This is a genomic window from Trebonia sp., from assembly GCF_049794275.1.
Lineage (GTDB): Bacteria > Actinomycetota > Actinomycetes > Streptosporangiales > Streptosporangiaceae > Trebonia.
In genome coordinates this window covers 1-5,007 of sequence record NZ_JBARCR010000977.1, presented here as the reverse complement: position 1 = coordinate 5,007, position 5,007 = coordinate 1, and the positions used below count along the sequence as shown (strand labels likewise).

Genomic DNA, 5,007 nt, shown 5'->3' with positions numbered 1-5,007 from the left:
TCGCATCGCGTTCGTTGGTGGCGGCGCTGCGGGTGCAGTACCTACGAGTGATTCGATACCTCGCCCGCCAGGCTGATGAGTAACCAACTGAGTAACAACGCGCGGTGCCGATCCCGGACTTTCGCGGCCGCAGCCAGACACCGAGTTGCAGGCCAAGCAGGACGTTAGCCAGGTACACGACGAAGGGTGTTGGCTTCGGGACGAAGAGGCCGCGTCCCGCAGCTCGTCGGTTGCTGCGCAACCGCAGACCCTTGAGCAGTGATCTTGCGCGGCAAGTTCTCGGCACCTAGCAAGAGATCCGCGACATCGCGCGTATATTCGTCGTCACCAGGCAACAGCGACCATACTCGTATAGAGCCCATCTTATCGCCAGACTCATAATAATGACTTATAAAAGTCGGGTAACCCAAACGCGCTGCAGCTTCTGCACGTGACAACTGAGGGGTTGGCAAAGCATCTCTTGCCTCATATAGAAATCGGCCCTCTGTGACTGTAGCAAGCGCAATTCCATGCACCGAGTTGCGAGCCTGGGACGCCGACGCTGCGGCCTGGGAGGTGGAGCACCACCTCCGGGGCCTGCGCTATGGAGCGCCTGGCCTGCGGAGCCGGTTCCAGCACGATTAGCCGGGCCAGCTAGCTGTACCCGCCGACGTGCGGGAGCCTGTGCCCAGTAGATAGACGTGGTCGAGGCTCGCCACCCAGGTTGTCCGGCCCTGCGCCGTCGACGGACCTGCCGGGGTTCCTTGGGGTGGTCTCGGGAGAACCGCTCGTCCGCCGCGCTGAACATCCGCCGCTGCCCTGTGTTCCCGGACTCGCGCGCCCCTTCTGATCCTGACCGGCGGAGGCGGTTGCCGATACCAATGACAGAATGGTGGCTGGCGGCTAGGGGCAGTTGAGGTGACCGACATGACTAGTTTGGTAGATCAGCCTCTCACCGGCGAGCTCTCGGCGGCCGCCCAGGCGGTGGGCTCCCGGCTCATCGGAGCGGCCCCGCTGGGCGTCGCGTTCTCCGGTGGCGTCGACTCCTCGGTATTGCTCGCCTTGGCCGTGCGGGCACTCGGCGCCGGCCAGGTTGTTGCCATCCTCGGCGTTTCGCCCAGTCTGGCGTCGGATGAACGTCTCGCAGCACATCAGGTTGCCGCGGTCATCGGCGCCCGTGTCGTCGAGATTCAGACCAGGGAAGGGGACAACCCCGCCTACCGGGCCAATGGCCCTGACCGCTGCTTTCACTGCAAAGACGAGCTGTTTACCCGCATAGACGATGAAGTAGCCGGCGCCTATGGCCTGGCGGCCGTGGCCTATGGCGAGAACGCCGATGACATGATGCGCCCCGATCGGCCCGGGTCCCGCGCCGCCAGTAACCATAAGGTCCTGCGGCCCCTGGCCGATGCTGGGCTGGGGAAAGCCACCGTGCGCGCCATCGCCAGGGCGCTGGATCTCCCGAGTGCCGACAAGCCCGCCGCACCCTGCCTGGCGTCCCGTATTCCGCACCATCAGGAGGTCTCCGAGGCTAAGCTCGCTCAGATCGAGGCGGCCGAGAAGGCTCTGCGGCTCCTGGGCTTCGCGGAGTGCAGAGTGCGTCATCACGGCGAGGTGGCCCGCATCGAGCTTCCCTCCGGCGACCTCGTGCGAGCCGCCTCCGCCCCGGCGCGCCAGCAGATCCACGCCGCCATTACCGCCGCCGGCTTCCGGTTCGTCGCCGTCGATCTGGCCGGTATCCAGTCCGGTACCTTCACGATGTCATTGCTGCCGGTTAGGCGTGACTGAGCCCTGGCAGCCCGATGAGGCCATGGCGGCGTTCATCGAGCTGGACCATGACCGGGCGCGCCGCCGCGGCTATCCCGAGGCGGTGTACTGCGAGGGTAAGACGCCCGGCCAGGTCAGGAGCGCCGCCCTGGCCATCAAGGCATCCGGCACGACGACGTTGTTCACCCGTGCGGGTCCCGCGCACACCAAGTCGGTCCTGAGTGTGCTGCCCGATGCCCGCTACGACGAAGACGCGCGCATACTGGCCTGGCCGCCTGACCCGCCGGCTCCGCGCGGCGGGCAGGTTCTGGTCGTCGCGGCCGGTACCGCCGACTTCGGGGTCGCGCGGGAGGCCCAGCTGACCGCCGTCTATCTCGGCCGTGCCGCCGATCTCGTCGCCGATGTCGGCATTGCCGGGCTGCATCGCATACTGGCGCGGCTCGACCAGCTACGGTCGGCACGCGTCATCGTCGTGGTCGCCGGGATGGACGGCGCGCTGCCTGGCCTGGTCGCCGGCCTCGTCTCCGCGCCGGTGATCGCCGTGCCGACGTCCGTGGGCTACGGCGCGGCGCTCGGCGGCGTGGCGGCTCTGCTGACCATGCTCAACTCCTGTTCGCCCGGCGTGGCCGTGGTCAACATCGACAACGGGTACGGTGCCGGGCACCTGGCTGCCCAGATCGCGGCCCCGGCCTAGGCCGAGCCCGGCTGGACTTGGCTGCCCGGCACAAAACCTTCTCGCTCCGCGGCCGCCACGGCTTCCTCGAGCACCCGCCGGACCGGGACGGAACGTTCCGCGGCGACCTCCACAGCATCGTCGAATTCCGGTGTCGCATGGACCACCTCGCCGCCACGATGCGCGACCTTGAGGCGAACCTGGCCGCCCGCGACCTGCAACGGCACCCAGAACCGGTCAAGCGCAACCCTGGTGGCAGCGACTTCGCGTACCCCGATGGTGCTGGTCAGCTCCAGCATCAGCCGCCGCAGCAGGTCACGCCGGTGCACTGGGGCGAGCACGGCGAGCGTGTGAGCAGGGCGTCCCTTTTTCATAATGATCGGGATCAGCCACGCATCAGCCGCCCCGGCAGCCAGCAACGACGACAGGACAGTAGGCCACACCCGCGGGTCCATGTCGTCGACGTTGGTCTCCAGCACCGACATAATCACCGGCTCATCCGGCTGCCCGGGCGGGTCGCCGCGGTCCCCGAGGACAACCCGCACGACGTTCGGGCGACCGGCGATATCTGCGGTGCCGGCCCCCACCCCGACGGTGCGCATCGACATGGCGGGCAAGTCGCAGGACTCCTGCGACAGGGCGGTGAGCAGCGCCATGCCGGTCGGGGTGGCTAGTTCTCCCTCGCCACCGGACAGCACGCGCCAGCCCGCCGCCATCTCCAGCACCGCAGGCACCGGAACCGGGAGGTGACCGTGGGAGGTCACGACCCGGCCCGCGCCCAGCGCGACGGCGCTGCAGGACATTGAGGTCACCCCCAGGAAGTCCAGCGCGGCGCAGACGGCGACGACGTCCGCGATCGAGTCCCAGCTTCCGACCTCGTGGAAGTGCACCTCGTCGGCCGCGAACCCGTGTACTCGCGCTTCGGCCTCGGCTAGCCGCCGGAACACGCGCCGGACCTGCTCCCGCACGCCCGCCGCGAGATCCGCACGCTCGAGCAAGGCCTGAATGTCGCGCCAGCTGCGCTGCGCCTGATCTCGCACCGCCAGGTGCACGTCTACCTTGGTAGCGCGCATCCCGGCCCGTGTCACCAGCGCGGACGCCAGCCGGATCGAGCCGGGGATTACGGCGTCCACCGCGCCCTGCAGCACTGCGAGGGGCGCGCCGGCATCGACGAGCGCCCCGAGCAACATATCGCCGGCCACACCCGCCGTCGCATCCACCCACGCGTGCACGCCTGCACCGGCTGACGTCATAAAGACAACCCTAGGGGCAGCGAGTAGCCCCGGTGATGGGCTGTACGCTCAGGTTTAGCTCTAGTACTTCGGGAGGTCTCGTGCCCATCGAACAGGCAGAGTTCGGCCGCACCGGCCACCACAGCAGCCGGGTGATCTTCGGCGGGGCGGCTCTCGCGCAGGTCTCCCAGCGGGTCGCCGACGAGACCCTGGACGTCCTGCTCGCTCACGGGGTGAACCACCTGGACCTGGCCTCCTCCTACGGCGAGGCGGAAGCGCGCGTCCGGCCGTGGCTGCAGCGCGAACCTGGCCGGTTCTTCCTGGCCACCAAGGGCGATGACCGCACCGCAGCCGGAGCCCGCGAGGAACTGCACCGATCCCTGGACCGGCTGGGCGTCGACCACGTCGACCTGTGGCAGCTGCACGCCTTGGCCGATCCGATCGAATGGGACATCGCCCTGAGCCCTGGCGGCGCGCTCGAGGCCGCTATCGAAGCACGCGACCAGGGCCTCATCCGCTGGATCGGGGTCACCGGCCACGGCAGCCAGATCGCCGCGACTCACCGGCGCAGCCTCGATCGGTTCGACTTCGACTCGGTGCTCCTCCCGTACAACTTCGTCACCATGCAGAACGAGTACTACGCCGGCAACTTCGACGCCCTTTACGAGACCTGCCGCGAGCGGCGGGTCGCCGTGCAGACGATCAAGGCGATCGCGCTGCGTCCCTGGGAGGGCCGGCCGCACACCAGGGCGACCTGGTACGAGCCGCTCGAAAAGCAGGACGACATCGACCTCGCGGTGTCGTGGGCGCTGAGCCGCCCCGGGGTGTTCCTTTGCAGCGTGGGCGACGTAGACCTGCTCCCCAGGGTGCTCGACGCGGCCAGCCGGTACACCGAAGCGCCGGACGACGCGGCGATGCGCGCGCTCGCCGGGCGAACAGCAGCCGAGCCGCTGTTCGTCTGACCTGAATCGGCGGCTGCCCCGCAGCCGCAGTGCCTGCTAGTAGCCGCGGGAGCGGTCGTTGAGGAGGGGCTGGCCGTCCAGGTACCGCCGGAGGTTGCCGGCGAACAGCTGCCGGAGGGGCTGGGCCATGTTCGCCTCCCCGCTGGCCAGATGTGCGGTGTCAGAGGATCTGCGGCAGCCGGGTGAGCTCCGGCCGCGGCAAACCAGCACTGTCGTGAGTCGCGACATGTATGACATCTGAGTCGCGTCTTAGGTGACAGAAGGCCCGGCCATCGGCCCGGGCTTCGCTGTTTGTTGCGCCAGTAGGCGCGGGCTGGGTCGATGTCGCGGGCGGACAGGACTTCTCCGGTTCGCAGTTCGATGACGGTGACGCCGGTCATGTCGGTGATCGCGA

At 68.5% G+C, this 5,007-nt stretch carries 4 protein-coding genes; 3 read left to right on the top strand and 1 reads right to left on the bottom strand.

From position 1 onward, the window contains the following. Positions 1–906: 906 nt before the first annotated feature. Both larE and larB read left to right on the top strand, forming a co-directional pair. Positions 907–1,767 (top strand): ATP-dependent sacrificial sulfur transferase LarE, encoded by an 861-nt coding sequence (larE, locus tag WA805_RS24910; RefSeq protein WP_424560149.1) that lies wholly within the window; start codon positions 907–909, stop codon positions 1,765–1,767. Further along, positions 1,760–2,440, top strand: coding sequence for a nickel pincer cofactor biosynthesis protein LarB (larB, locus tag WA805_RS24905; RefSeq protein WP_424560148.1), 681 nt, complete (start codon positions 1,760–1,762; stop codon positions 2,438–2,440). The genes larE and larB overlap by 8 nt, the downstream gene beginning before the upstream one ends. On the opposite strand, the gene larC is transcribed toward larB, so the two are convergent. Continuing rightward, complete coding sequence (gene larC, locus WA805_RS24900) at positions 2,437–3,672, bottom strand: nickel pincer cofactor biosynthesis protein LarC (protein ID WP_425243541.1); 1,236 nt, start codon at positions 3,670–3,672, stop codon at positions 2,437–2,439. The two genes, larB and larC, sit on opposite strands and share 4 nt — an antisense overlap. A gap of 80 nt (positions 3,673–3,752) precedes the next feature. Between larC and WA805_RS24895 the strand changes: the two genes are divergently transcribed. Then, on the top strand, positions 3,753–4,613 hold the full coding sequence (locus tag WA805_RS24895; protein WP_422285975.1) for an aldo/keto reductase: 861 nt from the start codon (positions 3,753–3,755) through the stop codon (positions 4,611–4,613). Positions 4,614–5,007: the final 394 nt, after the last annotated feature.

Excerpts from the sequence above, each read along its gene's own strand:
- larE (WP_424560149.1), top strand. The coding sequence starts at position 907 with ATGACTAGTTTGGTAGATCAGCCTCTCACCGGCGAGCTCTCGGCGGCC.
- larC (WP_425243541.1), bottom strand. The coding sequence starts at position 3,672 with ATGACGTCAGCCGGTGCAGGCGTGCACGCGTGGGTGGATGCGACGGCG.